Source organism: Plantibacter sp. VKM Ac-2876 (assembly GCF_015350715.1).
Taxonomy (GTDB): domain Bacteria; phylum Actinomycetota; class Actinomycetes; order Actinomycetales; family Microbacteriaceae; genus Plantibacter; species Plantibacter auratus.
On record NZ_JADKSI010000001.1, the window covers coordinates 1,068,003 to 1,094,080 of the forward strand.

Consider the following 26,078-nt stretch of genomic DNA (forward strand, 5'->3'; position numbering starts at 1 on the left):
CGACAGGCACCTGCGCCGTCGGAACCCTCATTCAGGTCGCGAGCTCCCCAGCCGAACCAGGAACAGCAGCAGCGACCGCGACCGCTCGGACGACCTCGGCGAGTGTCACAGAGGCCCGAGCAGTCGAGAGCGTTCCGGACAGGATGCTTCGGGCGAGGGCGTCCCCGGCGCCGGGGATGGCACTCAACGGCGCCGGGTCGATTGCGCCGGTCCATGGTTCCAGCGCCTCGCGGCAGATCTCGAGATACGCCAGCTCCGCCTCGGATCGGAGGGCATTCAACGTCGTCGATCCGCGAAGTGCGGACACGACGGCTGCAAGCTCCATCCCTTCCGCGATGCAGCAGCCGATGTAGGCCTCGGCGACCAGGTCCGCGACGGCGGTGAGATCCAGCGGTGCACCCGCGAGCACCGCGCCCAGGGCGTCTCGCTGATGCGATTCGAAGGCCCGGTAGACCTCGGACAGCAAGCCCGACAGATCGCCGAAGTGGTCATAGGCCACGGGCTTCGTCACGCCGGCGTGCGCAGCCACCCGCGCCAGCGTGACGTCCGACAGGTCGTGCGTGCGGATGAGGTCGCGGAACGCATCGAGTAACTGCGCGTGGCGCGCATCCCACGAGAGGCGACGTCTCGGTGCCGACCTCAGGCTGTCATCCGTAGTGGGTTCCATCCCCCGATCCTATCTACTCTCAGTAAGTTACTATCGGTAAGTAAGAGATCGAGAGGATCACCCATGACGTCACGAGACACCATCGCCGCCACCGAAGGTTCAACAGAGGAGGCTTCAATCGCATCCTCAACGCGCGTCTTCATCTTCGGGATCACGGGCAGGGTCGGCCGACTCCTCGCCGCCCGACTCCGCGCCAGAGGTGTCATCGTCTCAGGCCTCACGAGGTCGTCACTGCCGGACCCCACCCTCGAAGCCGAGGGAGTTACGAGCGTCACGGGCGAGCTCCGGATCGCCACCACGGAGGAGATCTCGGCGATGATCTCGGACTGGGACGTCATCGTCTTCGCGGCGGGGTCGAACGCCGGAGCCCAGACCGTGACGGACGACATCGACGACGCGGCTCTCCGGCGCGTGTCGGACTCGGTCGCTGCGATGCCGGGGAAGCGCCTCATCCTGCTGTCCGTCCTGCCGGAGGCCTGGCGCGAGCGCCAGCTGAGCGACGACGAAGAGCACTACTTCGCCGTCAAGAAGCGCGCAGAGGTCGCCCTCACCCGTCTGCCGATCGACTGGGTCATCCTCCGCCCGTCCCTGCTGACCGACGACCCGGGCCGGGGGACGGTCGCCCTGGGACCCGCCGAGCTCCACGACGAAATCACACGCGACGACGTGGCTGCCGTTCTCGAGGCGCTCGTCTTCGAGCCGGCCATCAGCCGGCGGATCCTCGAAGTGAACGTCGGGCCGACCGCCATCACCGAGGCGGTCGGCCGCGTCGCACGCGCTTACCAGGCGTAGGCCTCCGGGGCCTGACCACCGGGGCCGGGGAAGAGCTCGTCGAGAGCGGTGAGGTCGTCGGCGCTCAGCTCGATGTCGACTGCTGCGACCGCGGACTCCAGCTGCTCGATCGTGCGCGGTCCGATGATCGGGCCGGTGACGCCGGGCTGGTGCAGGAGCCACGCGAGCCCGAGTGACGCCGAGGTCCAGCCGCGCTCGGCCGCGAAGCGGTCGTAGGCCTCGAGCTGGTCCTGCTGCTTGGCTCGGGCCTCGGTGATGCGAGACTCGCCCGACCGAGCGCCCTTGTCGGAGGAACCACCGCTCAGCAGACCACCGGACAGCGGCGACCACGGCAGGATGCCGAGGCCGTAGTGCTGCGCCGCCGGGATGACCTCGAGTTCGATCGAGCGTTGGGCGAGATTGTAGAGCGACTGCTCGCTGACGAGACCGAGGAAGTGGCGCTGCGAGGCGACCTCGTTGGCCTGCGCGATGTTCCAGGCCGCGAAGTTCGAGCTGCCCGTGTAGACGACCTCGCCGCGAGCGACGAGCACCTCCATCGCCTGCCACAGCTCCTGCCAGGAGATGTACCGGTCGATGTGGTGGAACTGGTACAGGTCGATCCGATCCGTCTGCAGGCGCTCGAGCGACGCGATCGCCTCACGACGGACCTGCCAGGCCGACGCGCCACGCGCGTTCACGACGTCCGAGCCGTCGTCGTTCGGGGCGACCATGGGCGAGTGGACCTTCGTCGCCAGGACGATGTCGTCACGGACGCCGGGGCGGGCTGCGAACCAGCGGCCGATGATCTCCTCCGTCGCTCCGCGACCGGCGCTCCCGCCGTAGGCGTTCGCCGTGTCGAAGAAGTTGACGCCGAGGTCGAACGCCCGGTCCATGATCGCGAACGAGTCCTCCTCGCTGGTCCGGTCGCCGAAGTTCATCGTGCCGAGCACGATCCGGGAGACCGTCGTCCCCGTGCGGCCGAGGTGGGTGTACTTCATCGTGGAGCCCTTCTCATCGTCGAACCGGGCCGCGATCCCGCGGCGCGTCGAGTGTGGCACGGAAGCCGCCCGCCACACCCCCGGCTCGACAGGGCGGCCTCGACCGGCTACAGCCCGAGGCGATACCGTGGCCTGATGCTCAGCCTCACCGACGTCTGGCCGCTCTTCGGCCTGGAGATCCGCACGCCGAGACTCGTCCTGCGCCTCGTGCGCGACGAAGACCTCCCCGGATTGATCGAGGCCGCCCTCGCCGGCGTCCACGACCCCGCCGTCATGCCGTTCTCCACGCCGTGGACCGACCAGCCGCGCGAACAACTCATCCGCGAGACCGCACGGCACCTCTGGACCCAGCGCGCGGGAGCGACGCCGTCGTCCTGGACGCTCAACCTCGCGATCCTCCTGGACGGGACGCCGATCGGTCTGCAGGACATCGCCGCCCGCGACTTCGCCGTCACCCGGACGGTCGGGAGCGGTTCCTGGTTGACACAGGCACAGCAGGGCAAGGGGCTCGGCATCGAGATGCGCGCGGGCATGCTCCAGTTCGCCTTCGACCACCTCGACGCGCAGGTCGCGGTGTCGGACGCGGCCGTCTGGAACGGCGCATCGCTGGGCGTCTCGCGTCGGCTCGGTTATCGGGACAACGGCCTGCAACGCTTCATCGGGCGGCCAGGCGAGCTCGTCGAGTCGCAGGGCCTCCGGCTGCACCGCGACGAGTTCGTGCGACCCGACTGGACCGCCGAGGTCACCGGCCTCGATGCGGCACGGTCGGCGCTCCTCGGCGAGCCGTCAGCAGACTGAGGGCGCCAGTGTCCGCGTCATCGTGATGGGATGACCGACGGCTCCAGCGGCAGGACGAGGGTCGCGACGGTCGCACCGGGGGCGCTGGCCGTAGCAGGGGTGCTCCGCAGGGTCACGGAACCGCCGTGCGCGTCGGCGATCGCCCGTGCAGCCGGCAGGCCGAGCCCCACGCCCTGCACCGCCTGGTCCCGCGCGTAGTCGGCCCGGTAGAACTTGTCGAAGGCCTGACGGAGTTCGTCGGCGCTCATCCCGACGCCCGTGTCGGTGACGGTCACCTCGACGTGCCCGGCACCGGGCTCGACGACCACGTCGACCGTCCCAGCTGCCGGCGTGAACTTGACGGCGTTGACGACGAGCTCCGTGATGGCGCGGTGGACCTGCTCGGGGTCCGCTGAGACGACCGCCGCCGCATCGGCGCGCAGTCGGACGACCGGACCCGTGGCTCCCTCGGTCGCCGTCTCGATCGCGCGCGCGGCGACGTCCCTGAGGTCCATGCGGCTCGGTGTGATCTGGACCGTCGAGTCCGACGCGGTCAACAGCTCCTGCACCCGCCGCTCCAACTCGACCGCGTTGCGCTGGACCACCCGCAGCGCCGGGAGCAGACCGGGGGCGTCGACCTCGGCGTCGTCCATGATCAGTTCGAGATACCCGTGGATGGAGGTGAGCGGTGTGCGCAGCTCGTGCGACACCGTCGTGAGGAACGCCTCACGGACGTTGATCGCGTTGGCGAGTTCGGTGACGTCGTGCGCGACGATGACCGTTCCCAGGTGCGTGTCGCCGTTGCGCATGACCCGCGTGGAGCTGGCGAGGATGGCACGCTGTTGCCCGGCCTCCCCCACCCATTCGAGATGGTTCGAGAGCAGCTCGCCCCGCAGCGCCCTGGGGATGATCTGCTCGTCGAACGGGATGGGTGTCCGACGATCGGCTTGGAGGACGTGTTCCCCGGCGTACGGCGGGGTGTCCAGCCGGAACCCGACGGCGGCGACCATGTCGGCAGCGTGCGCGTTGGCGACGCCCAGGGTGCCGTCCGCCGTGTAGAAGGCCACGCCCGCGTCCACCGTCTCGAGGATCGACTCGGCGAGCGCCTCCGCGTCGAGCGCCCTGGCGAGCGAGCGTTCGAGCTGCGCGGCCTGCTCCTGGATGGCGTGTCGGCTCCGTCGCAGTTGGCGGGCTCCGATGTTCACGGCGACCGCGATACCGATGGTGAGCATGGGCAGCAGGGCGACGTTGAGCCAGTCCACAGCGGTCTCCGGCGTGCGAGCCCGGAGGACGTAGGGAGCGCTGCTGATGAACAGGGTCCCCGCCACGGCCAGGATGATCATCCGCGGGGTGAACCCGAACGCCAACCACAGCACGGGGAAGATGCAGAGGAGACTCGCGCCCGGGGTCACGCTGATGAGCTCGAGCCGGATGCTCGCGACGGCGAGGAGGTCGAGGACGGCGATGACGGCCATCGCGTGCGTCGGCCAGCGTTCCCAGGGCAGGAAGCCCGCCAGCAGGGTGCTGACCGCCGCGAGCGCGGTACCCGCGAGCACTGGGACCGTGAAGAATCGCTCAGGCAACACGACCGCGACCAGCACGGCGACGATGCCGAAGGCGATCGCGAACGGGAGCTGTGCGCGGGCGAACACCCGGAGTCGGCCGCGTCGAGAGGCTTCATGTTCCAACAGCGGCATGATCGCCCACTCTCTGCAGCTCGGTCAGAGAGGACGTCGGCCGGATTCCACGTCGATCAGCTGATCGACGTCAATCTAACCCATGCGTACGCGGACAGCCATCGTCGCAGGCCTGGAGCGCTCAGCCATCGCGTCTGACGGATGGATTTGCGTTAATCGGATCATCGATCAGTGGAATCAGGAGCGGGCGAGCTGAGGGGTCGGTGCCGGATCGGAAGCCGTCACCGCGGGCCGCCGGTCCAGATGGATCCCCGCGATCATGCAGCGGACGGAACCCCCGGCGAGCTCGATGGTCGGGACGTCCAGAGGCAGGATCCGGCAGCTGCGCTCGATGACCGCCAACTGATCCGTCCGCAGGCTCTGGACGGCCCGGCTCGAGATCGCGAGGAGACGCTCCCCCGTCGCCGACCGCAGCTCGATCGCGTTGCCGGCGAAGTCGCAGACCTGTCCGTAGTCGAGGTCGACGATCGTCCGCCCATGGCCCGTGAGCCGCTCGATCACCTGATCACGTCGCGCCGGCGAGGCGATCAGGTCGAGACCGACGAGCGCGAACTCGGTCGCCACGCCCATCATGACGTTGGTGTGGTAGATCGGGACCCCGTGCGGGTCGACCGCGTCGAAGACGAGCGGCTCGTAGCCGAAGTTGGTGCAGAACCGCTCGAGGGCGATCGGGTCGGCCCGGTGGGATCGCGCGACGAACGCCACCCGTGCCGCGTGGTCGAGCACCATGGCACCGGTGCCCTCGAGGAACACGTCGTCCAGCTCCAGCCCCGAGTAGTCGATGACGTCCTGCACGCGGTACTCGCGCTTCAGCATCTCGACGATGTCCCACCGGCGCTCGCGTCGGCGGTTCACCGCATACATCGGATAGACCGCCAGGTGCCCGCCCGCATGGGTGGACAACCAGTTGTTGGGGAAGACGCTGTCGGGGCGGTCCGGGTCCTCGTCGTCGAACAGGTGGACACGGACGCCCGCCGCATCAAGGGCCTGCGCCACGGCGGTGACCTCGTCGAACGCCGCGTGAGCGACTCCGGCCACGGACGCCGACGGGACGCCGTCCGCCACCTGGAAGACGTTGTCGGCCGCGGTCAGCGGGTTCGGCGTGAACCGGTGCGGCCGGATGAGCACCACGGCCGACGGCGCCTGCACGGACATGTCGGACTCAGCCGACGGGAGAGAGCGCGCCGACGAGTCCGAAGAGGTCCTTCGGGTCGTCAGGGGCGGCGACGAGGTCGATCTCCTCGAAGTACTCGCTGCCGTCGACGGAGTCGCGGAGGAAGCGCAGCGCGGTGAAGTCCTCGATCGCGAAACCGACGGAGTCGAAGAGCGTGATCTGCTCCCGCGAGCTGCGGCCGGGGACGGCACCCGTGAGGACCTGCCAGAACTCGATCACCGGGAAGTCGGGAGCCATCTGCTGGATCTCACCCTCGATGCGGGTCTGCGGCGGGAATTCGACGAAGACCTCGGCACGATCGAGGATCGACGCCTCGAGCTCCGTCTTGCCGGGGCAGTCGCCACCGATGGCGTTCAGGTGCATGCCGGGCTCGACCAGGTCGTTCGTGAGCACGGTCGCGAGCGCCTTGTCGGCCGTGCAGGTCGTGACGACGTCCGCGCCCGCCACGGCGTCGGCGGCACTCGTCCCGATGACGACCTCGAATCCGAGCGGCTCCAGGTTGCGCGCGAACTTGTCCATCGCGAGCGGGTCGACGTCCCAGATCCGGACCGTGTTGATCCCGAGGGCGGCACGCATGCCAAGGGCCTGGAACTCGGCCTGGCTGCCGGCGCCGATGAGGGCGTGGACGCTCGAGTCGGGACGGGCGAGGTGCTTCGCGACCATGCCCGACGTCGCGGCGGTCCGGAGTGCCGTGAGGAGCGTCATCTCGGCGAGGAAGGTGGGGTAGCCGTTGTGCACGTCGGCGAGGACGCCGAAGGCCGTGACCGTCTGGTAGCCCCGGGCCGGGTTGGAGGGGTGGCCGTTCACGTACTTGAAGGCGTAGGTCTCGTGGTCGCTCGTCGGCATGAGCTCGATGACGCCGAAGGGCGTGTGACTCGCGACGCGCGGGCTCTTGTCGAACGAAGGCCAGCGGCGGAAGTCGGCCTCGAGGTAGTCGATCATGCCGGCGATGATGCGCTCGGGACCTCGGTCGGCCGTCCAGCGGACCATGTTGCGGACATCGACGAAACGCGTCATGACGTTCCCTTCCAGACGAGTTCGGGCTCGGGCTCGGAGCCGACCGGAGCAGACCACTCGCGGTTGCTTCGAGCCTAGGTTTCGACGATCTGCACTTTCCATTCCAGAGATGCGCGATTTGTGCACAGGTTATGCACAATGTGAGTAACTCGGCTGTACATTATGTGCATGGCTGCGCTGGACGATCTGGACCGGAGGCTGTTGGCTGCGCTCCGAGCCGATGGCCGTGCATCGGTCGCGAGCCTGGCCCGGTCGCTCGACGTCGCCCGGGCGACCGTGAACAGCCGCTTGGAGCGCCTCATCTCCTCCGGCACGGTGGTCGGGTTCTCCGTCCGGGTGCGCGACGAGCTCGACCCCGGCACCATCCGCGCGATCGCGTTCATCGAGGTCGAGGGTCGCACCACCGACCACGTCATCCGCCAGCTCCGCGGCTTCCCGGAGATCAGCGCACTCCACACCACCAACGGCGGGTGGGACCTCGTCGCGGAACTCCGCACCGAGACGCTGACCGATTTCGACCGCGTGCTCGGCGGGATCCGACGCATCGAGGGCGTCGTCAACAGCGAGACGAGCCTCCTGCTGAGTTCCGTCCTGCGCTGACGACCCGCCAGGGTCGACGCTAGAGGCGCGGGTCGATCGGCTCGGACTCCATGGCGAGCACGCCGAAGACGGCCTGGTGCACCCGCCAGGTCGGTTCACCGGCGACGAACCGTTCGACCGCCTCGACGCCGAGCGCGTACTCGCGCAGCGCCATCGACCGCTTGTGGCCGATGTCCCGATCGCGCAGGCGCTCGAGGTTGTGCGGCTCCGTGTAGTCGGGACCGTAGATGATGCGCAGGTACTCACGGCCCCGCACCTTGACACCGGGCTGCGCGAGCGACTTCTCACCGCGGACGAGACCGGCCACAGGCTTCACCACCATGCCCTCACCACCCGCACCGGTCAGTTCCTCCCACCACGTGGTCGCGGCTTCCTCGGAGGCCGCCGAGGTGAGGTCGACCTCGATCGAGCGGGTCCGGCGGATGAGCTCCGGGTCGGCGTCCGCGAGGCGGTCCGCGACCGAGAGGTGCCAGGCGTGGTCGCGGCCCAGGTGGCTCGTGCCGGTCGAGGCGAGCAGCTGGAACGGCGCGAGCTGCACGCCCTCCAAGCCGTTCGAGGGCGCGGTGTACGGGCGGTAGGCCGCGACGTAGGCGTCGGCGGCATCGGCCCGTCGACGCGTCCTCTCGAGCAGCTCCGAGACGTCGACACCGGTCGCCGCCGCCTGCTCCAGCACGCGCACGGCCGCGGGGAGCGCAGCGGTCGCGGCAGCTCCCACCGACGCGTACTGGTCGCGGATCAAGCTCTCCGCCTTCACCGACCACGGCAGCAGCTCGCTGTCGAAGAGCAGCCAGGAGGCGTCGAGCTCCTCCCAGAGACCGGCTCGCTCCACGGCGGCGTCGAGCCGGGTCAGGAGCGTCTGCGTCGTCTCCTCGTCGAAGAACGGCCGGCCGGTACGGGTGTGGACGGTGCCACGCCACCCCGTGGGAGCACCGAAGGGTGCCGGATCCCGCGTGAGCAGCACGACGGCACGCGAGCCCATGTGCTTCTCCTCGCAGACCACCCGGTCGAGCCCCTCCCGGCGATACGCCTCGAACGCCTCGGCGGGGTGCTCCAGGAGGTCCTTCCGCTGCGAGGTGCTCGGCGGACTCATCGTCGGCGGCAGGTAGACCAGGCGCCGCGGGTCGATCGCGAACCGGCTCATGACCTCGAGTGCGCCGGCCGCCGCGTCCTCGCGGATGCCGACCCGGCCCGAGACGCGGGTCTCGACGACCTGCTTGCCGAGGACGTCGTCGATGCGCAGCAGCCCGGGATCCCGCTGCTCACCGGCGGGACCGGTGGGGCGGCCGAGTGGCACGACGGGTTCGTACCAGACCTGCTCGGCCGGGACGTCGACGACCTCGCGCTCCGGCCACCGTAGGGCACTCAGCTTGCCGCCGAAGACGCAGCCGGTGTCGAGGCACATCGTGTTGTTGACCCACTCGGCGTCGAGGGTCGGTACGTGGCCGTAGAGGACGGTCGCCTTGCCGCGGTAGTCCTCCGCCCACGGCAGCCGCACGGGCAGGCCGTACTCGTCGGTCTCCCCCGTGGTGTCGCCATAGAGCGCGAACGACCGCACCCGCCCGGAGGCGCGTCCGTGATACTGCTCGATCAGGCCGGCGTGCGCGACGACGAGCTTCCCGTCGTCGAGGACGAGGTGTGCGACGAGCTCGCGACAGAACCTCTCGACCTCGGTCCGGAACTCCTCCGGCTCCTCGGCCAGTTGCGCAAGCGACTCGGCGAGCCCGTGACTGGTCTGCACCCGCTTCCCCTGCAACGCACGGACGAGCTTCGACTCGTGGTTCCCGGGCACCGCCAAGGCATGCCCGGCGCCCACCATCCCCATCGCCAGTCGCAGCACGCCAGGGGTGTCGGGCCCGCGGTCGACGAGGTCGCCGAGGAAGATCGCGCGGCGTCCCTCGGGGTGCGCGGCGTCGATCGGTCGACCCTCCACGTCGCGCTCGATCACGTAGCCAAGCTTCGTGAGCAGCGTCTCGAGCTCGCTCCGGCACCCGTGCACGTCGCCGATCGCGTCGAAGGGACCGCGCTCCTGACGGCGGTCGTTGAGCAGCGGCTCACGGACGAACGACGCCTGCGCGATCGCCTCGACCCCGGAGAGCACGTGGACCTTCCGGAAGCCCTCCTTGCTCAGGTGCCGCATCGACCGACGCAGCTGGTCCTGCTGCCGGGTGATGACCGCCGCGCCGAACGAGCGGTCCTCGCGGGCCTCGTTGCGCTCGATGCAGACGCGCTCCGGGACGTCGAGCACCACGGCGACGGGGAGGACGTCGTGGTTGCGTGCCAGGTCGATGAGCGACTTGCGCGAGGCTGGCTGGACGTTGGTCGCGTCGATGACCGTCAGGAGCCCGGCGTCCAGGCGGCGAGCGGCGACATCGCGGAGTGCGGCGAAGGCGTCGGCGCTGGCGGCCTGGTTGTTCTCGTCGTTGGAGACGAGCCCCCGGAAGAAGTCGCTCGACAGGGTCTCGAACCGGCCGAAGTGCGTGGCGGCGAAGGTCGACTTGCCGGACCCGCTCACCCCGATGAGGACCACGAGCGACAGTTCGGGGATCGGCAGGGCGGCGGGGGTCTGCGCGAGGTCGCTCATGAGATGGCCTTCCGGAAGATGGCGAGCTGCGTCGGCGAGCCGAGCTGCGGGTCGACGTCGCCGACCGTGCGGTGCTCGACGCGGTAGCCATACCGCTCGGCCGCAGTGGTGCACCAGGTCGCGAACTCCTGACGATCCCACTCGAACCGGTGGTCAGGGTGCCTGAACGAGCCCGCCGGCAACGAGGGGTACAACCCGTTGTACTCGCGGTTCGGCGTCGTGACGATCACCGCTTCGGGAGCCGCAGCACCGAAGATCGAGGCCTCGAGTGCATCGAGGCGCTCGGCGTCGATGTGCTCGACGACCTCCATGAGCACGATCGCATCGAGTCCGCGCAGCCGGGTGTCCGCGTAGGTCGCCGAGGACTGCAGCAGCTGGACACGCTCTCGGACGCGATCGCTCGCGTCGCGGAGCCCGAGCCGCTGCCACGCGGACGCGAGCGCGCGTGCGGAGACGTCGGTACCGATCACCGAGGTGACGAGGGGATCCGCCAGCAATCGCGTGAGGAGGGCACCCTCGCCGCACCCGACGTCGGCGACCGACCGCACCCGCAGGTCGGCGAGCGCCTGCAGGACCGCCTCGGCGCGTAGGCCGGCGAGGGCCGGGGCGCGTTTCGTCCGTGACGCGGTGACCGCGTCGTCTCCGCCTTCCCCCGCTCCACCGTCCGCCGGCGCCTCCGGGTCCAGCTGCGACTGCGCATCGGTGACCATCCGCGACTGGTGCGCGAGATACCGCTTGGTGATCAGGTCCCGGTCGGGGTGGTCGGCCAGCCACCCCTCGCCGGCGCGGAGGAGTTTGCCGACCTCGTCGTCGGAGACCCAGTAGTGCTTGGCGTCGTCGAGGACGGGCAGCAGCACGTAGAGCTGGCGGAGCGCGTCCGCGAGGCGGAGGTCACCGGTCAGCTCGAGGTCGACGTATCGCGAGTCGCCCCACGCGGGGATCGTCGGGTCGAGCGGGATCGCCCGTTCGACGACGGTCCAGCCGAGCGGGGTGAAGAGTCGGGTCGCCAGCTGCTCCAGCCCTCGCGACGGCGCCGCGGCGACGGTGATCGTCAGCGGGAGCGCTGCAGCGGCGAGCTCCGGGTGGGAGTCGCTGCGGCCGGTCATGGCGCTGCGGAACACCTGCCCGATCGCGACGGCGACCATCGACGACGACGCGTACGGTCGGTCGTTCACGTACTGCGAGAGCGACGCGCTGTCACCGCCGCCGAAGCGCTTCTGACGGACGAGCGCGATCGCGTCGACCTCGAGCAGCAGGGCGATGGTGCATCGCTCGTCGGTCGCCTCCGGGTAGAACACGTGAGCGCGCCCGACGCTGAGGTCGAAGCTCTGCGCCCGCGCGGGATGCTTGCGGACGAGGTGCCCCAGGTCGGCGGCCGAGGGCGCGGTCGAGGTGATGGTGACGAGCACAGGTCCATCCGTCCGGTCGGCGGCGAGGTTCCTGAAAGCCTAGCGGCGGTCGTCGCGCGTGCGTGAGTCGCCCGAATCTGCACGGAATCCAGCGATTTCCGTGCAGTTCCGGGCGACTCAGGGCTGGCTGATCAGCCTCCGAACAGCTTGCCGAAGAACCCCTTGCGCGGCTTCCAGCCGGCGGCGGTCAGGGCGTCGATCACGGGCTGCTTGACCTCGTCGGTCGTGAACTCGTAGCCCATGAACTGGCCGGTCGTCGTGCCATCGCGGTCGGTGGACTGCGAGATCGGCGCGACGCTCCGCCCGAAGGAGAAGGACTTCTGCGGGCCGGACTGCCAGGTGCGCTTCGTCGACAGGCCGCCGAGACCGACGGTCGTCTTCGAGGAGGACGACTGCTCGTGGAACTCCCACTCCCCGTCCTCGGGGTGCAGCTCGACCCGCAGCTCGTACTCGGCACTGAACATCCCGGCGCCGATGAAGCCGAGCCAGCGCTGGTCGGCGTACCGCCAGTGCGCGACGACGCCGTCGGGTGTCGGGTCGTAGATGAAGGGGAGTTCTTCGCTGTTGAGCGCGAGGATCCGGGCCTGGGCGTCGCGGAGGTCGAAGGTCATGGGGCGAGTCTAGGCAGACGGACCGCCCGGCGACATGGGGACAGCTCCCCGTCACCCGGCTCCCCTACGCTGGCCGGGTGAGCGAATCCATCCTGACCCAGAACGTCCTGACCGTCATGAGCTACAACATCCGCACCGCCGTCGCCCAGCCCGGTCACGAGTGGGTGGACCGTGCACCGCTCGTCTCACAGGTCATCGCCCGCAACGCGCCCGACCTCCTCGGGCTGCAGGAGGTCCGCGAGCACCAGCTGAACGACCTGCTCCCGGGCCTCGCCGAGTACGACTGGTTCGGGCAGGGCCGTGACGGCGGATCGGCCGGCGAGTACGGCCCGGTGTGCTTCCGCCGCTCGCGGTTCGAACAGCTCGACGCCGGCGAGTTCTGGCTGTCGGACACCCCCGACGAGCCGGGCTCGAACACCTGGCCGTCGCTGCACGCGCGGTTCGTCACCTGGGTCCGGCTCCGTGAGCGACGCACCGGCGACGAGCTCGTCTTCGCCAACACCCACCTCGACCACGAGAGCTCACCCCACGGCGACGACGTCCGGACGCGCAGTGCGAAGCTGATCACCGACCGCTTCTCCGAGGTCGACGTCCCCGTCCTCCTCACCGGCGACTTCAACACCGAGCGTGGATCGGCGGCGCACGAAGCTCTGGAGCGCGCCGGCTTCGTCGACCTGTCACCGATCGAGAGCGACGGCATCGGCACGTTCCAGGGCTACGGTCCGCAGCGTCCCGGGAACGCGCGCATCGACTGGGTGCTCGGCCGCTCAGGCAGCGTCGCTCCGCACGCCCGACTGGAACCGATCGAAGCCCTCGTCGACGAGCAGGAACCCACGTCTGAGGCGAGCGACCACTTCCCCATCCTCATCCGGGCGCAGCTCACCCACTGACGGCGATCCGACCCACCACACCAGGGCGGTACTGCACGTCAGTCTCTGGCGGCCGTCGGCGCGAGCCGGAGGAGGACCAGCCCGACGATCGACGGGAGGAGGGGCAGCGCCGCACCGAACACCGGGTCCACGCCGATGAGGAGCGAGCCGCAGAGGGCGCCCGCCACGAGCAGCACGATCGCGCCGATGCGGATGAGGTGGTGGTCGTGGACACCGTCGGCGAGGCTCTGCATGAGACTCGTGAGGGTACCGGTCACGAAGGTGGTGGTCACGCCTGAGCGTTCGATGCGACGCGCGACGGCCGTCTGCCCCGCCATCGCGAGCGTGGAGAGCGCGATGAGGACCCAGATCACGGGCGTCGTGCGCGTCTCGGGAGACACGATCCATCCGATGAGGACACACGCTTGCGCGACCACCGCACCGCCGAGCACGAGGACGAGCCGGTGCTGCGGCGCCTCCGGGGTCGGTCTGTCAGCGGTGGCGACGAGCCTCGTGAAGCGGAAGGCCAGGAACGTCCCGACGGAGAACAGCAGCACGGCGACCGTCGCCCCGAGCAGGACCTCGGCGAAGTCCGGCCGGCTCGTGAGTCCGGCCAGCACGAAGTTGCCGGTCATGTTCGCGGTGAAGACGCCGCCGAGCTGCAGGAACGCGAAGGCGTCGGTCGCCCCGGCCGCGAACGACAGCACGAGCGCCATCGCCGCGATCATGCCGGCACGCGTCCGACGCCGGGTGGTCGTCAGGGTCGGGTCGGTGCCGCCGGTCTCAGTCACGTGCACATCGTCCCACGCCCGTTCGCCCATCTCGGGGCGAACGGGAGCCCGCTCGCCCCGAGATGGGCGAACGAAGCGTCAGACGAGGAGGTCCGCGAGGAAGGTCAGCTGCGCCTGCTGCTGCACCGGCCCGCCACCCTCGTGCCCGTTGTACGGGTAGACGGCGATGTCCTTCTGCGTGCCCGCGTAGTGGTTGAACGCCGCGTACACCGTCGAGGGCGGACACACCGCATCGCAGAGCGCGACGGAGAACAGTGCGGGGGCGGTCGCGCGGGCTGCGAAGTTCGTCGCGTCGAAGTACGAGAGCGTCCGGAACACCTCCTCCTCGTGACCACGTCGGCTGATGAGGTACGTCTTCAGCTCGGCGAAGGGGCTCGCGTCGGTGATCTGCAAGGCACGACGGAAGTGCGACAGGAACGGGACGTCGACGAGCGCCGCCGCGAGTCCCTCGCAGAGCCCAGCCGCGGCGAGCGCGATGCCGCCGCCCTGGCTGCCACCGGCGACGACGACCCGGGCGGGGTCGACCTCGGGGAAGCTGCGCACCACGTCCACGGCGAGCGCCGCGTCCGTGAAGACCCGACGGTAGTAGTAGGTCTCGGGGCTGTCGAGCCCGGCGCTCATCTTGCCGGCGACCTGCGGACCGCTCCCGAACGGGTCGGCCGTCGCGCCCGGCAGGTTCGCGCTCCCCTGACCACGGGTGTCCATGACGAACACCGCGTAGCCCGCGGACGGGTGCATCGTCCACTGGTGGGCGAGCCCACGACCGCCGCTGTACCCGATGTAGTGCACGATGCACGGGAGCGGCTCGGTCGCGCCGGCCGGTCGGATGAACCAACCCTTGATCGGGTCGCCACCGAACCCGGAGAACGTGACGTCCTCGACGACGAGACCCGTCAGCTCAGGGTTGGATCGTTCACGCACCGTCGGCTGGGCGAGGGCGTGGGCTTCGGCGAGGGTGTCCGCCCAGAAGGTGTCGAAGTCCGGCGCCTCCTCGCGGTCGGGCAGGTACTGCTGGAGCTGGGCGAGGGGGAGGTCGAATTGCGCCACTGGTCACCTTCGGTTCGTGAGATCGGATGCGGGAGGACGGGTCAGGAGGACGGGATCGCGGAGATGAGTCCGAGACCGACGCTGATGCGGTCGGCCACCTCGATGAGGTCCTCGGTGAGGACGTCGAGGTCGCGCTCACGCATCAGGCTCAGTCGACCCGAGATGGAGATCGCCGCCACGACTCTGGCGTTCGCGTCGCGGATCGGCGCCGCGATCCCGAGACGACCCAACGCGAGCTCCTGGTCCTCCATGCAGACGCCGCGTTCCCGCGCCACCGCGAGCTCGGCGGCGAGCGCCGCGTGCTCCGTGATGGTGTTGGCCGTGTAGCGCGGGAGCGGCTCGTCACCGAGCAGCGCACGGAGGCCGTCCGCGTCGAGGTCGAGGAGCAGACACTTGCCGAGCGCGGACGCGTGCAGCGGCTGGCGCAGCCCGATCATCGAGTGCGACTTGGGTGCGAGGGCTCCCTCGAAGTGGCAGAGGTAGATGAGGCTCGAGCCGTCGAGGACGCCGACGTTGACGCTGAGACCGATCCGCTGCGCGAGCTCCTGAGCGGGAGCACGCGACTCCCGGTGCACCGGGTTCTGGTTGAGCCCCTCGCTTGCGAGCGCCAGGATGGCCGCGCCGATGGCGTAGGACGGACTGTCGGCCACCTTCGTCACATAGCCGAGCTCCTCGAGCGTGCCGAGGAGGCGTGCGGTCGTCGAAGTGCCGAGACCGGTCGCACGGGCGATGTCGGAGGCCCGCAACGGTCCGGTGGTCGATGCGCCGAGAACGGCGAGCACGGATGCCGCACGGCCGATGCCCTGCTGGATCTCACCTGCCACGGGTCCTCCACGGTGTCGGTGTCGGTTCGGATGTCCGGCCTCGGAGGCCGTGTTCAGCGTAGCGGTCGGGCTCGGCGCGGCCGGGTGGTGCGCCCGCTCGGCTGCTCGAAGACCTTCACACTCGCGACACTCACATAGGGCGACCCGTTCGTGGCCGTGACGACGACACGGAGGGCGTCGACCCGCACGGGTTCGACATCGTGGATCCGGTGGCGGTGGCGGTTCCCCTCGACCTCGGCCAACACCGTCCACGTCCCTTCAGCCGCACCCGCCGGTCTCCCCTCGAGCCGGTAGTCGGCGACGAGCTCCGGAACCGCATCGAAGTCGGTGCGGTGGTGGTGCAGGTTGATGAGGTCCACGTCGACGTCGTCGTTGAACACGATCCGGACGGACGCGACATCGACCGGCTCGTCCCAGTGCAGGGTGAGGACCTCGGGCTCGGCGACCAGATCACGGTTGTCTTCGAGTCGCTCCGAGGACCACAGGTGCGGTCCGCCGTAGGGACGTTGGTAGCCGTCGACGATCCGCTCCGGGCGGTACGCCGTGGTGTCCCCACCGACGGTCAGCGCGACGCTCCGGCCGCGCAGCTTCCGCGCGTTCCAGTCCAGGATCGCCTGGTCCTGCTCTTCGGGGATGTGGTCGTCGAACACCTCGTCGGAAGCGTGCTTGGCGGTCAGCACGAGGAGCCCGTAGGGGTGGCCTTCAGTGAGGAGCAGGCTGATGTCCGGGTTGGCGCGGACGACGAGCACCGCGTTCTGCTCGATCTCCGGCGTCCATCCGAAGCGGACGGTGGCCGACACGCCGACCCCGACAGCGATCTCCGCGGCTCCATCGAGGAGGTGCTCGACCGGCACGGCGTTCTGGCGCTTGCCGGTGCTCCACAGTTCGACGCGGAGGGTCGTGTCGCGTGCGGCGTCGACGAGCAGGGTGATCTGGTCGAGTGACGGAGCGACGGGTACGAGGATCGCGACGTCGCGGTCGAGGGGGAACCGCTCGCCGGAGCCGAGGTGCTCCAGCGTGGAGATCGCGTCGAGCGCGCTCGAGGCGGAGACCGTCGCGCGCCCGGCCAGATCGTCGGGGTCGTCGGTGGTGATGCCGATGACCGGGGCGTCCTCGCGGAGGAGCGTGCGCTGCAGGAGCGGGAGCGCCTGCCCGGCGAGCTCCCGCGGCGTCAGTCCATCGCGGGCGATGAGCGCCGCAGCCGTCCCCACCGCCTGACCCTGCGTGGCGCAGGTCGCCATGACGCGGGTGGACCCGAACGCGACGTGGGAGGCGGAGATGTTGCGTCCGGCGAACAGCAGGTTGCCGACGTCCCGCGAGTACAGGCTGCGGAAGGGGATCCCGTAGGTGCCGTTGCTGAACCGCTGTTGCGCACCGGCGGTCTCGGCGTAGACGCCCTCGACAGGGTGCAGGTCGATCGACCACCCTCCGAAGGCCACGGTGTCCTCGAAGTCGACCTGGTCGAGCAGGTCGTTCTGCGTGAGGGTGTGGTCTCCGAGGAGCCGGCGGTACTCGCGCTTGCCCGGGATCGATCCGACCCACTCGAGCGTGAGGGTGTCGGCGTCGAACTCGCCGGAGTTCTTGATGTAGTCCCAGATCCCGAAGACGACGCTCCACAGTTCGTCGCGGATCTGCTCGTTCTCAGCGACGGTGTCGAGCTCGCCGCCCCACTCGATCCACCAGTAGTTGCAGCCGTTGTCGCCGGTCCGGATGATCCGGTTGGTGAGGATCGGGGTGTCGCGGATGTCGCGCGCGATGTCAGGGGCGACGAACCGCTCGGGGCGTCCGGCGTCCTTCGTGTAGAAGAAGATCGAGCTGCCGAGGAGTTCGTCGTCCGCCACCTCGGGCGCCCACGGCTCACCGAGCTCGGCGCGGCCCTCGCGACCGATGCGGGAGGTCGCACCCGCCAGATGACCCACCAGCCCGTCTCCCGTGCAGTCGATGAAGACGGGGGCGACGAACTCGGTCTCGATCTCGCTGCCCATCGTCCATCCGGTGACGGACGCGATCCGCGGCGACGGCGACTCCTCACCGTCCGCCGGCTCCTCCATCGTGACGATGCGGACGTCGGTGTTGAGGTGCAGCTGCAGGTTCGGCTCGGCGCGCACGAGGTCGAGGACGGTCTGGTCCCAATAGAACGGGTTGCCCTCCGGATTGCGGTACTGGTTCTCGAGGAAGAGCTCGCCCATGATCCCGGTCTCCCGCGCGAACCGCTGGTGGCCGTGCGCAGTCGCACCGACGACCCACACCCGCACCTCGCTCGACGAGTTGCCACCGAGCACCGGGCGATTGGTGACGAGCGAGACCCGGGAACCGAGGCGGGCAGCGGCGACGGCTGCTGACACACCCGCGAGGCCACCGCCGATGACGACGACGTCTGCGGTCTGGGTGCGGTGTTGCATGGATGACACTCCTTCGTGATGCGTGATCCTGGAAGCCGTCGAACAGGTGTCGACCACCAGACGAGTGCCACGCTACCATTCAGCGGTACGACTTTCCCATTCAGTGGGTAAGATTCTTCGGCAGGTGAACCTCGAAGCACCCCGACAACGATGTGAGGACCGATGAACGAGAGCAGGACCCAGGCTGCAGCCCTGGCTGAAGCCGCCGCGCACAGCGCACAGACCCCCTACGACGACGCGGAGCGATCACGCCGCATGCGGAAGGTCATCTGGGCCGCCGGGGCAGGTCACTTCGTCGAATGGTTCGACTTCGGCCTCTACGGCACGCTCGCGACCGTCATCAGCCTCAACTTCTTCCAGCAGGGCAACACGCAGGCGGCCCTCCTGTCTGCGTTCGCGGTGTTCGGCGCCGGCTTCGTGATGCGCCCCCTCGGTGGCCTCTTCTGGGGCTCGCTCGGTGATCGCATCGGCCGGAAGACCGTCCTCGCCACGGTGATCCTCGTGACGTCCGGAGCGACGGTCGTGATGGGCCTCCTGCCGACGTTCGACCTCGTCGGCCTCTGGGCGCCGATCCTGCTCGTGATCGTGCGACTCGTGCAGGGCTTCGCCGCCGGTGGCGAGAGTTCCGGCGCCACCACGCTGCTCGCCGAATACGCCCCGTCCAACCGACGCGGCTTCGTGACGAGCTTCATCGACGTGTTCGGCTTCGCGGCCTTCGTCGTCGGCGCCGGCCTCGTCCTCCTCTTCACCTCGACGCTCGGCACCGATGCACTCAACGAGTGGGGGTGGCGCGCCCTCTTCTTCCTCGCCCTGCCCCTCGGCCTCGCAGGCCTCTACCTGCGGAACAAGCTCGAGGACACCCCTGAGTTCCAGGCGATCCAAGCGAAGGGGGCCGTCTCGAAGTCACCGCTGCGGACCTCGTTGCGCACCTCGTGGAAGGCGCTGCTCTTCTGCGTCGGCTTCGTCGTCATCAAGGCCGTCGGCCACTGGATCCTGCAGACCTTCATGCCGTCGTACCTGCAGACCGACCTCGGCTACTCGCAGCCGCTCAGCTACGGGGTCACGGTGCTCGGGCTGCTCGCGATCGCGATGCTCGTCCCGTTCATGGGCCTGCTGAGCGACCGCATCGGACGGAAGCCGGTGATGATCGCCGGGTGCGTCGGGTTCCTGGTCCTCACCTACCCGACGCTGATGCTCATGAGTGCCGGCAACTTCGCGGCGGCGGCCGTCGCGATGGTGATCCTCGGCGTCTTCATGGCGGCTTACGACGGCGCATCGAGTGCCGCGATGGCCGAGCTGTTCCCGACCAGCATCCGTTACGGCTCGATGGCGATCGCGTACAACCTGTCGGTCGCCGTGTTCGGTGGGATCACGCCCTACTTCGCGACGTTCCTGATCGCCTCGACGGGTAACCGGTTCGCTCCCGCGTTCTACGTGATGGCGGCCGCGCTCATCACCTTGATCGTCGTACTGCGGGCGCGAGAGACGGCCAAGCTGCCGCTCCCGCGCTGAGCGACCTGAACGAGCGCCGGCGTCGACCCGAGGGGTTCGACGCCGGCGTAGTCGTGCGGGCCCGACTCAGCGGGCGAAGTCGCGCAGGTCGAGGTCTGGGTCTTCGAGGACGTCCGAGGTCTCGATGGAGTCGCGCGGCTCGTAGGCCGTCGTGGACGGGCGGAGGTCTTCGAGGTAGGCCTGGAGACGCGACTCGGCCTCACTGAAGTCCGGCACGTCCTGGCCCCAGGCGTGCGGCACGGACAGCACGTCGTTGCCCAGACCGATCACGAGCTGGGCAGACGCGTCGTCGACATCGGAGTCCACGACGATCGGGATGGTGACCGCTTCAGCGCGTCCACGCTTCGCAAGCTCCGCCGTCAGCTCGACCAGCAGCGCCGCGACCTCGTCGGTCGTCACAACATTCTCACCCGCGTATGTAATGCATCGCATGCATCAACCCTGCCGGATCATGCCTGGAAGCTCAGGCCCCTTGACACCCGGTGGGGCCGGATGACTAGGCAGCTCCTCAGCCGGACTCGGCCGAGGACGACCCGCGGCGGCTGGTCCGCCACGCTCGCCACGCTCCCGTCGACCAGAGCGCCCAGACGACGAGGAGGGGTTGGAAGACCAGCCGCACACCGCGCGCGACGTCGCTGTCGAGCCCGAAGGCGTCGGTGCCGCGGACGAACTGCTCGATGTTGCCGGGGAACACCGCGACGAAGAACGCGGCGACGATCCAACCGACGGCGACGCGGTACCGGGCGAGCAGGATCAGCGAGAGGCCGAGCAGGATCTCGACGACTCCCGACGCCACGACGACCACGTCGACCGGCAGGGGCAGCCACTGCGGCACCTGGGCGACGAAGGACTGCCGCGCGAAGGTGAGGTGGCCGGTACCCGCGAAGACGAGAGCCGCTCCGAGGAGCCAGCGGGCGAGTGTGCGGACAATACCCATCCTCAGCTCGCAGCCGTCACGGCGTACTTGAAGCCGCGGTGCGAGCCGACGAAGCCGAGTCGTTCGTAGAAGCGGTGGGCATCGACCCGGGCCTCGTCGGAGGTCAACTGCACGATCGACGAACCGGTCGCCGGAGCGGCGACGTCCGTCACCCAGCGCATCATGGCCGATCCGACACCACCGGAGCGCAGGCTCGAGGACACACGCACCGCTTCGACCAGCAGCCGTGTCGAGCCGCGACGGGCCATCCCGGGGATGCGGGTCAGCTGCATCGTCGCGATGACGGCCTCCGTCGCGTCGACGACCAGCAGGATCTCGTTCGCCGGGTCGTCGACGAGGTCCGCGAGCGCACGCTCGTAGGCGGGGAGATCGCTCTCCTTCGCCAGGTCACCGCGGGACGCACTGATCGGGTCGTCGGCGAGGAGCGCCATCAGCGCGTCGAGGTCGGCCAGGTCAGCCCGGCGCAGCAGCAGTTCCTGCCCCGGTGTGGTGAGGGCGACGGGGAGCGTGAGCGCAGCGATCATCCATCCACCCTCTCACCTCTCGATCGTCGATCCGTCCACCGCCAGCGCGACCGCCCGGAGTGCGTGCGCCCTCGTCGCCGCATACGACTCCGCCAGTACCGCATCGAGCCCCGGATACTCGATGTGTCCGGCGGGGAGGACGCTCAGCTCGAGGTCTTCGAGTGTGTTGGCGACGGCGAACTGCCCGGGTGGTGGCACGTGTCCGTCCCAGAGCGCGGCCTCCACCCGAACCGGCACGTGGATGAACCCCGCGGCCGTCGAGGCGTCGAAGAACCGCAGGACTTCGCGCGCCTCCGGGTGCTCGGCGACGTGGTGTCGCACACGCTCCCCGCTCCCCTCGCACGGCAGGCGCAGACGCAGGTCGTACTGACCGAAGCTCGGCACCACGAGCGTCGCTCCGACGAAGCGGCCGTCCCACGGCAGGGCGAGCGCACCGATCCCACCGCCGAAACTCTCACCGACGAAGTAGAGCGGGAGCGGTCCGACGACGTCGAGCAGCGCCGACGCCGCGTGCCAGAGGTCGACGGCACAGCGGCCGAGCGCGTACCGCTCGACGCTGTCGATGCCGAACAGGACATGCCCGTCCTCCGGTGTCGGCGCTCCGAGTCCCGCGTTGAAGACGCCCTGGCCGCGGGCGATCGGGAAGATGACGGCGGCCTCGTCCGGGACGCGGGACCAGTCCGGCGCGTCCCGCCCGCCGTAGCCGTGCCCGTGCACCATCCCGAAGCGCGCCTGTCCGTCCGCCGGCGTCGCGAGCCATCCGCGGAGGCGGAGGCCGTCGGAGACCGTGTGCTCGACGACGAAGACCTCGTGCGCACCCTGTCGGCCGATCGGGGTCAAGACCGGATCCGGAGACACCTCACGTGCCGCCGCGTACCACCCGCGCCACAGCTCCTCGAATCCGGCCGGCGGCACGACCGGTTCGACCGCCAGGAGCGCCTCGAGGTCGTAGCCGTAGGTGCCGTCGCGAACCTCGTCGCCGAACCAGTCCCGATGTCGTACCTCACGCATGCGTTGTCCGCCTCCGTCTCGTCGTCGTGGATCGCCGGTGCCGAGGTTCGCCGTGCGCGCGTGCCAGACTGGCAACCGGGTCGAAGGAGGATGCTGTGCTCGGTGCGGAACGCAGATCGCAGATCATGTCGGAGGTGCGCCGCAATGGTGCGGCGAGCGTCGTCGACCTCGCGACCGCACTCGGCGTCAGCGAGATGACCGTGCGACGCGACATCGAGCAACTCGCGACGGAGGGCCTCGTCGACCGCGTCCGTGGTGGCGCCACCACGCCCCGGCTGCCCGACCGTGCCGAGCTGGGCTTTCCCAGCCAGGCACGCCGACTGCTGGCCGAGAAGCGCGCCATCGCCCGTCGCGCGGCCATCCTCGTCGAGCCCGGCATGTCGGTCGGCCTGTCCGGCGGGACCACCACCTGGACCCTCGCGCAGGAGCTGCGAGCCATCCCGGAGCTCACCATCGTCACGAACTCCCTCCCGGTGGCCGACGTGTTCGCACGGCCCGACCGCGCCGACGAGCCGTACACCCAGACGGTCGTGCTGACCGGCGGCGTCCGCACCCCCTCGGACGCCCTGGTCGGTCCGGTCGCCGTGCGCGCGATCGAGTCCCTGCACTGCGACGTCGTCTTCCTCGGCGTCCGCGGGATCGACCTGCAGGCGGGGCTGACGACCTCGAACCTCCTCGAGGCCGAGACCAACCGGGCGTTCGTCGGCGCCGGGCGTCGCTCCGTCGTGCTCGCCGACCACTCCAAATGGGGCGCCGTCGGACTGACGACGATCGTCGACCTCCGCGAGGTGGACCACCTCGTCATGGACGACGACGTGGCCGAGGACGTCGAGACCACGCTCCGCGCGCAGTTCGGCGAGGTCTGGCTCGCGCCGGTCGCCTCCGCTTCGGTCGACGACGACCGCACCGACGCCTGACCGCGCCACCTCCAGCACACCGCCATAGCCGAGCGTCGGCCTGCCCTGCCGCTCATGGACCTCAGCGTGCCGTGCTGTCCCGCACGACGATCCGCGCGTCGACGACCACGTGCCGGACCGGGGTGTCGGCACCGGGCGGGGCGGCGATCTGGCGTTCGAGCTCGGTGAAGGCCGCGCGCACGATCGCGTCGTAGTCGGGAGCGACCGTCGTGAGTGACGGGGTCGAGAACTGGGCGGCGTGGACGTCGTCGATGCCGATCACCGCGACCTCCTCGGGCACCCGTCGGCCGGCTTCGTGGAGGGCCGCGAGCACGCCGAAGGCGATCGAGTCGTTGGAGCAGACGACGCCGTCGAGCTCGACGCCCTCGGCGGTCATCCGACGCATCACGCGGCGTCCCTCCTCGGGGGTGAACGCGTCGACGTGCCCGATGAGCGACGGCTCCTGCGCGAGCCCGAGTCGCGCGACCACGTCCCGATACCCGGCGTACCGCTGATCCGCCGCGTCGGACGGACGTTCGTCCCTGGGCCCGATGAACGCGATGCGGGAGCAGCCGACCTCGGCGAGGTGGGTCGTCGCGGCGTCGGCGGCCGCCCGGTTGTCGATCGAGATGTGCGTGAACGGGCTCACCTGGATGTGCTCGCCGAGGAGCACCAGGGGCCCCGGGGAGGTCCGCCGCGTGAGGTCGCCGACCGTCAGCGAGCGGGGGATGTGGATGAGTCCGTCCGTGAGCGGCAGGCCCACCCCGTTGGCGATGTCGACCTCGCGGTCGTGGTCGCCCTCGGTGTGCTGGATGAGGATCGACAGTCCACGCTCGTCGGCACCGCGGACGAGGAGCGTCGTGAGCTCCGCGAAGTACGGTTCGTCGAGGTTCGGGACGGCGAGCGCCACCATGCCCGTACGCGAACGGCGAGGCACCGGTGCCGACCGCTGAGAGCCGAAGGCGGCGTCCGACATGGTGCTGCTCCTCACTGCTGGCCGGGTGGATCCCGGCCGCTCGGGACCGTTGCGGTCCCGACTGAGCACAACGCTATCTCGGGACATCGTCGTTCCTCGCGGATTCGGTGGCCGGTGCCGCGATCGCCTCGATCTCGAACACCCGCGCGACGTCGGTCGCCGAGGCGGACGGGTCGGTGATGAGCAGGCGCACCGCGTCGACGACCAGTCCGTCCACGGGCGCGGTGACAGTGCCTGCGGTGTTGTCGTCGAACCGTCCGACCTCGACCCAGGCACCGCCCGTCCGGACCTCGATCGTGAAGTCACGGAGCACCGAATCGGTCGAGACTCCCCCGGCGTAGCCGCTCTTGACCCTGACCTCGGCGAGCGCCGTCGGGGCCTGCCAGGCGGCCGTGATCGTGGGCGCCGTGTCGCCGACCGCGGAGATCCAGCGACTCGCGTCCGTGCACACGCCGTCGACGGCGAGCGCCCCGCCGGTGTCGGCGCCGAGCGACGACGACACGCTGACGGTCGCACCGAGTGCCACGTTCGTGCCGGACGCTTCGCCACGAAGGCCCGACACGATGTCCTGGAGCGAGGTCCCGCCGGTCTCAGCCGACGCCGCTCGCGGGATCGCCGCGTACCGGACGGTGCCGCGTGTGGTCTCGCTGAGTGGCGCACTCAGGTAGAGCACATCCGTGCCGTCGACGGTCTCCGCCCGCAGCCGTTGCTGACCGAGTTGATCGGAGCCGACCGTGCGGGCCGCCCACGAGGTGCCGTCCGTCTCCCGCTCCAGCCGGACCACCTGGCTGCGGTTCTCGCCGCAGACCTGCACGGCGAGGACCGCGTAGACGCGGTCGACCCCGCCGGCGCTCGTCGTGTCGATCGCGGCGACGGTCGAGACGCCGGAACCGAGCGCGGAGGCGTCGATGAGCGACTCGTCATTCCAAGCGCCGCCGTCCCACGAGGTGTATCGCACGTCGTACGCGGTCTGATCGGCTTCGACGAACCGGTAGACGATCCCCGCGAGCTCCGTGCCGTCGAGGGCGAGCTTCGCGGTCTGCAGCGCCGGCGTGTAGCTGCCGATGGCCTCACCGGCACCGAAGGGGCGCCAGACGACGGATCCCGGGGTGGTCGGGGTGATCGGTCCGGTGAGCGCGGTCCCCGCGACATCGGCGAAGGAACCGTCGGACGGGTCGTATGTCGCGTACGACCCGAGGTGCCGCGCAGGGTCCGCCGGGAATGGGCCCCATTCCCACAGCACGTGGACGCGGCCGTCGGCGTCCACCTCGAGGTCGTCGGGATAGAAGGAGTAGCCGGTCGCTGCGGCGACCACCGCTTCCCGTTCCCAGACACCGGTGTCGAGGTCGTACCGGTAGAGCCGCCCCTCTCGTCGTCCCTGCGCGTCCGTCCCGACGCGCACGAGCACCCAGGCGTCGCCGTCCGGCCCGCGCGCCGTCACCGGATAGGTGATCGCCGCGTCGAGGTCGGGCATGGACGTCGTCGTCTCCACGAGCGAGGTGACGTCGCCCGGTGCAGTGGACCGGAACACGTTCCACTGCTCGTTGTGCATCGACACGAAGGCGTGGATGATGCCGTCGCCGTCGACCACGATCGACGGCTGGTTGTGACCGTTGTCGTCGGTGAAGGTCACGCAGGCACCGCCGGCCGTCGAACGCAGGCACCCTTCGGTCCATGTCCCGTCCGCGCCCCGCGAGGCCAGGTGCACCTCGTGCTTGGACACGGTGGACGCCGGCGCATTGAAGGCGAAGTAGGAGACACCGTCGACGACGTCGAGCGGTCGCCACCAGCCGGCCTGGTTCGACGTGTCGACGGTGACGGGCACGGTCTCGACCGAGTCGGTCGCCGTACTCCCGCCCCCGTCGCTCATCGCCGGTCCTCCGGGAGCGGCGACCGCCGGCGCCGTCACCCCCAGCGCGAGGACCGTGAGCGCGGCCGCGGCGAGCGCGCGGACGGTGTTCGATGAGCTGCGTCGCATGGTTCTCCC

At 69.8% G+C, this 26,078-nt stretch carries 24 protein-coding genes; 6 read left to right on the forward strand and 18 right to left on the reverse strand.

Going from position 1 to position 26,078, the window contains the following annotated elements; all coding sequences use genetic code 11:
* Nucleotides 1-31: 31 nt before the first annotated feature.
* Nucleotides 32-667, reverse strand: a complete 636-nt coding sequence (locus ITJ62_RS05130; protein WP_194599950.1) for a TetR/AcrR family transcriptional regulator — start codon at nt 665-667, stop codon at nt 32-34.
* A gap of 63 nt (nt 668-730) precedes the next feature.
* Here ITJ62_RS05130 and ITJ62_RS05135 point away from each other — a divergent pair, with 63 nt between their 5' ends.
* Nucleotides 731-1,459, forward strand: coding sequence for an NAD(P)H-binding protein (locus ITJ62_RS05135; protein WP_194599951.1), 729 nt, complete (start codon nt 731-733; stop codon nt 1,457-1,459).
* On the opposite strand, the gene ITJ62_RS05140 is transcribed toward ITJ62_RS05135, so the two are convergent.
* On the reverse strand, nt 1,447-2,436 hold the full coding sequence (locus ITJ62_RS05140; RefSeq protein WP_194599952.1) for an aldo/keto reductase: 990 nt from the start codon (nt 2,434-2,436) through the stop codon (nt 1,447-1,449). The two genes, ITJ62_RS05135 and ITJ62_RS05140, sit on opposite strands and share 13 nt — an antisense overlap.
* A gap of 135 nt (nt 2,437-2,571) precedes the next feature.
* On the opposite strand from ITJ62_RS05140, the gene ITJ62_RS05145 reads away from it, so the two are divergent.
* Entirely contained in the window at nt 2,572-3,234 is a 663-nt protein-coding gene (locus tag ITJ62_RS05145; protein WP_194599953.1) for a GNAT family N-acetyltransferase, read from the forward strand.
* 17 nt (nt 3,235-3,251) lie between these two features.
* On the opposite strand, the gene ITJ62_RS05150 is transcribed toward ITJ62_RS05145, so the two are convergent.
* The 3 genes from ITJ62_RS05150 to ITJ62_RS05160 all read right to left on the reverse strand — a co-directional run bounded on the left by ITJ62_RS05150 (nt 3,252) and on the right by ITJ62_RS05160 (nt 7,101).
* Nucleotides 3,252-4,910: a cell wall metabolism sensor histidine kinase WalK gene (locus tag ITJ62_RS05150; protein ID WP_194599954.1), complete on the reverse strand. Its 1,659-nt coding sequence runs from the start codon at nt 4,908-4,910 to the stop codon at nt 3,252-3,254.
* 177 nt (nt 4,911-5,087) lie between these two features.
* Entirely contained in the window at nt 5,088-6,065 is a 978-nt protein-coding gene (ctlX, locus tag ITJ62_RS05155) for a citrulline utilization hydrolase CtlX (protein ID WP_194599955.1), read from the reverse strand.
* Nucleotides 6,066-6,072: 7 nt separating this feature from the next.
* On the reverse strand, nt 6,073-7,101 hold the full coding sequence (locus tag ITJ62_RS05160; RefSeq protein WP_194599956.1) for an ornithine cyclodeaminase: 1,029 nt from the start codon (nt 7,099-7,101) through the stop codon (nt 6,073-6,075).
* Between the two features lie 168 nt (nt 7,102-7,269).
* On the opposite strand from ITJ62_RS05160, the gene ITJ62_RS05165 reads away from it, so the two are divergent.
* On the forward strand, nt 7,270-7,701 hold the full coding sequence (locus ITJ62_RS05165) for an Lrp/AsnC family transcriptional regulator (protein WP_064293981.1): 432 nt from the start codon (nt 7,270-7,272) through the stop codon (nt 7,699-7,701).
* A 19-nt stretch (nt 7,702-7,720) separates the two neighbouring features.
* Here the strand turns inward: ITJ62_RS05165 and ITJ62_RS05170 are convergent, their stop codons facing one another.
* The 3 genes from ITJ62_RS05170 to ITJ62_RS05180 all read right to left on the reverse strand — a co-directional run bounded on the left by ITJ62_RS05170 (nt 7,721) and on the right by ITJ62_RS05180 (nt 12,302).
* Complete coding sequence (locus tag ITJ62_RS05170; RefSeq protein WP_194599957.1) at nt 7,721-10,282, reverse strand: polynucleotide kinase-phosphatase; 2,562 nt, start codon at nt 10,280-10,282, stop codon at nt 7,721-7,723.
* Entirely contained in the window at nt 10,279-11,691 is a 1,413-nt protein-coding gene (locus tag ITJ62_RS05175; protein ID WP_194599958.1) for a 3' terminal RNA ribose 2'-O-methyltransferase Hen1, read from the reverse strand. Before ITJ62_RS05175 ends, ITJ62_RS05170 begins: the two co-directional genes overlap by 4 nt.
* A 131-nt stretch (nt 11,692-11,822) precedes the next feature.
* Nucleotides 11,823-12,302 carry a hypothetical protein gene (locus ITJ62_RS05180; RefSeq protein ID WP_194599959.1) on the reverse strand — a complete coding sequence of 160 codons (480 nt, stop codon included), beginning with the start codon at nt 12,300-12,302 and terminating at the stop codon, nt 11,823-11,825.
* Nucleotides 12,303-12,379: 77 nt separating this feature from the next.
* On the opposite strand from ITJ62_RS05180, the gene ITJ62_RS05185 reads away from it, so the two are divergent.
* Complete coding sequence (locus ITJ62_RS05185) at nt 12,380-13,192, forward strand: endonuclease/exonuclease/phosphatase family protein (RefSeq protein ID WP_194599960.1); 813 nt, start codon at nt 12,380-12,382, stop codon at nt 13,190-13,192.
* 38 nt (nt 13,193-13,230) lie between these two features.
* Here the strand turns inward: ITJ62_RS05185 and ITJ62_RS05190 are convergent, their stop codons facing one another.
* The 4 genes from ITJ62_RS05190 to ITJ62_RS05205 all read right to left on the reverse strand — a co-directional run bounded on the left by ITJ62_RS05190 (nt 13,231) and on the right by ITJ62_RS05205 (nt 18,292).
* The gene (locus ITJ62_RS05190) at nt 13,231-13,962 is read right to left on the reverse strand and encodes a YoaK family protein (RefSeq protein WP_194599961.1); all 732 of its coding nucleotides are present in this window, start codon (nt 13,960-13,962) and stop codon (nt 13,231-13,233) included.
* 78 nt (nt 13,963-14,040) lie between these two features.
* Nucleotides 14,041-15,009, reverse strand: coding sequence for an acetylxylan esterase (locus ITJ62_RS05195; protein WP_194599962.1), 969 nt, complete (start codon nt 15,007-15,009; stop codon nt 14,041-14,043).
* 41 nt (nt 15,010-15,050) lie between these two features.
* Nucleotides 15,051-15,833, reverse strand: a complete 783-nt coding sequence (locus ITJ62_RS05200; RefSeq protein WP_194599963.1) for an IclR family transcriptional regulator — start codon at nt 15,831-15,833, stop codon at nt 15,051-15,053.
* A gap of 53 nt (nt 15,834-15,886) precedes the next feature.
* Nucleotides 15,887-18,292: an FAD-dependent oxidoreductase gene (locus ITJ62_RS05205; protein ID WP_370581832.1), complete on the reverse strand. Its 2,406-nt coding sequence runs from the start codon at nt 18,290-18,292 to the stop codon at nt 15,887-15,889.
* Between the two features lie 105 nt (nt 18,293-18,397).
* On the opposite strand from ITJ62_RS05205, the gene ITJ62_RS05210 reads away from it, so the two are divergent.
* Nucleotides 18,398-19,747: an MFS transporter gene (locus ITJ62_RS05210; RefSeq protein WP_194599965.1), complete on the forward strand. Its 1,350-nt coding sequence runs from the start codon at nt 18,398-18,400 to the stop codon at nt 19,745-19,747.
* 66 nt (nt 19,748-19,813) lie between these two features.
* Here ITJ62_RS05210 and ITJ62_RS05215 read toward each other — a convergent pair whose 3' ends face one another.
* From ITJ62_RS05215 to ITJ62_RS05230, 4 genes are all read right to left on the reverse strand, one after another.
* Entirely contained in the window at nt 19,814-20,146 is a 333-nt protein-coding gene (locus tag ITJ62_RS05215; protein WP_194599966.1) for a hypothetical protein, read from the reverse strand.
* A 109-nt stretch (nt 20,147-20,255) separates the two neighbouring features.
* Complete coding sequence (locus tag ITJ62_RS05220; protein WP_194599967.1) at nt 20,256-20,684, reverse strand: hypothetical protein; 429 nt, start codon at nt 20,682-20,684, stop codon at nt 20,256-20,258.
* A gap of 2 nt (nt 20,685-20,686) precedes the next feature.
* Nucleotides 20,687-21,208: a GNAT family N-acetyltransferase gene (locus ITJ62_RS05225; RefSeq protein ID WP_194599968.1), complete on the reverse strand. Its 522-nt coding sequence runs from the start codon at nt 21,206-21,208 to the stop codon at nt 20,687-20,689.
* 12 nt (nt 21,209-21,220) lie between these two features.
* The gene (locus ITJ62_RS05230) at nt 21,221-22,219 is read right to left on the reverse strand and encodes an acetylxylan esterase (RefSeq protein WP_194599969.1); all 999 of its coding nucleotides are present in this window, start codon (nt 22,217-22,219) and stop codon (nt 21,221-21,223) included.
* A 95-nt stretch (nt 22,220-22,314) separates the two neighbouring features.
* Between ITJ62_RS05230 and ITJ62_RS05235 the strand changes: the two genes are divergently transcribed.
* Complete coding sequence (locus ITJ62_RS05235; protein WP_194599970.1) at nt 22,315-23,136, forward strand: DeoR/GlpR family DNA-binding transcription regulator; 822 nt, start codon at nt 22,315-22,317, stop codon at nt 23,134-23,136.
* A 61-nt stretch (nt 23,137-23,197) separates the two neighbouring features.
* Here ITJ62_RS05235 and ITJ62_RS05240 read toward each other — a convergent pair whose 3' ends face one another.
* A complete protein-coding gene (locus ITJ62_RS05240) occupies nt 23,198-24,091 on the reverse strand; it encodes a LacI family DNA-binding transcriptional regulator (protein WP_194599971.1) in 894 nt (297 codons plus the stop codon).
* A gap of 73 nt (nt 24,092-24,164) precedes the next feature.
* Entirely contained in the window at nt 24,165-26,069 is a 1,905-nt protein-coding gene (locus ITJ62_RS05245) for a BNR-4 repeat-containing protein (RefSeq protein WP_194599972.1), read from the reverse strand.
* Between the last annotated feature and the right edge of the window lie 9 nt (nt 26,070-26,078).